This is a genomic window from Vogesella sp. EB, from assembly GCF_001037925.1.
Lineage (GTDB): Bacteria > Pseudomonadota > Gammaproteobacteria > Burkholderiales > Chromobacteriaceae > Vogesella > Vogesella indigofera.
Genome location: NZ_LFDT01000065.1, coordinates 1 through 695, shown reverse-complemented (window position 1 = coordinate 695; position 695 = coordinate 1). Strand labels below are relative to the sequence as shown.

The following is a 695-nucleotide window of genomic DNA, read 5'->3' as shown; positions in this document are numbered from 1 at the left end:
CTGAAACGCTACGACCCCAAGCGCGCGAAACCGGCCGAATCTGCTGACCAGCAAGCTGAAATCCGCCGTCTCAAGGCAGAGCTGAAACGGATGACCGAGGAGCGCGACATCCTAAAAAAGGCCGCCGCATACTTTGCCAAGGAGTCCGGGTAAGGCATGCCTTCATCCGGACTCATGAGCAGCAGTTTCCTGTTCGACGTCTATGTCGCGTCATGTCTGTGCACCCCAGTGGCTACTACGCCTGGAAAGCTTCCCCGCATTCACTTCGCGCCAGCGAAGACCAGCGCTTGTTGGGGCAAATCAAACAGGCCTGGCTGGAGAGTGGTTGTATCTATGGCTACCGCAAGGTGCATGACGACCTGCAGGCATTGGGCGAACGCTGTGGTAAACATCATGTGGCACGTTGGATGAAACGGGAGGGCCTGCGCTCACAAACCGGCTATCACCGCCGTCCTGGGCATTACCGTGGCAGGCCCGCGGTGGTGGCGCCGAACCACCTGCAGCGCCAGTTCACCGTGGATGCACCGAATAAAGCCTGGGTGACTGACATCACGTACATCCGCACACATGAAGGATGGCTATATCTGGCCGTGGTGCTCGACCTGTTCTCGCGACAGGTGATTGGCTGGTCGATGCAATCACGCATCGATAGGGAACAGGTGCTGAATGCCTTGTTGATGGCGGTATGGCGACGT

The 695-nt window shown here is 58.1% G+C and carries 1 pseudogene; it reads left to right on the top strand.

Annotated elements, in window-relative coordinates:
• Positions 1-695, top strand: a pseudogene (locus tag ACG97_RS16740) (IS3 family transposase); the annotation flags it as partial.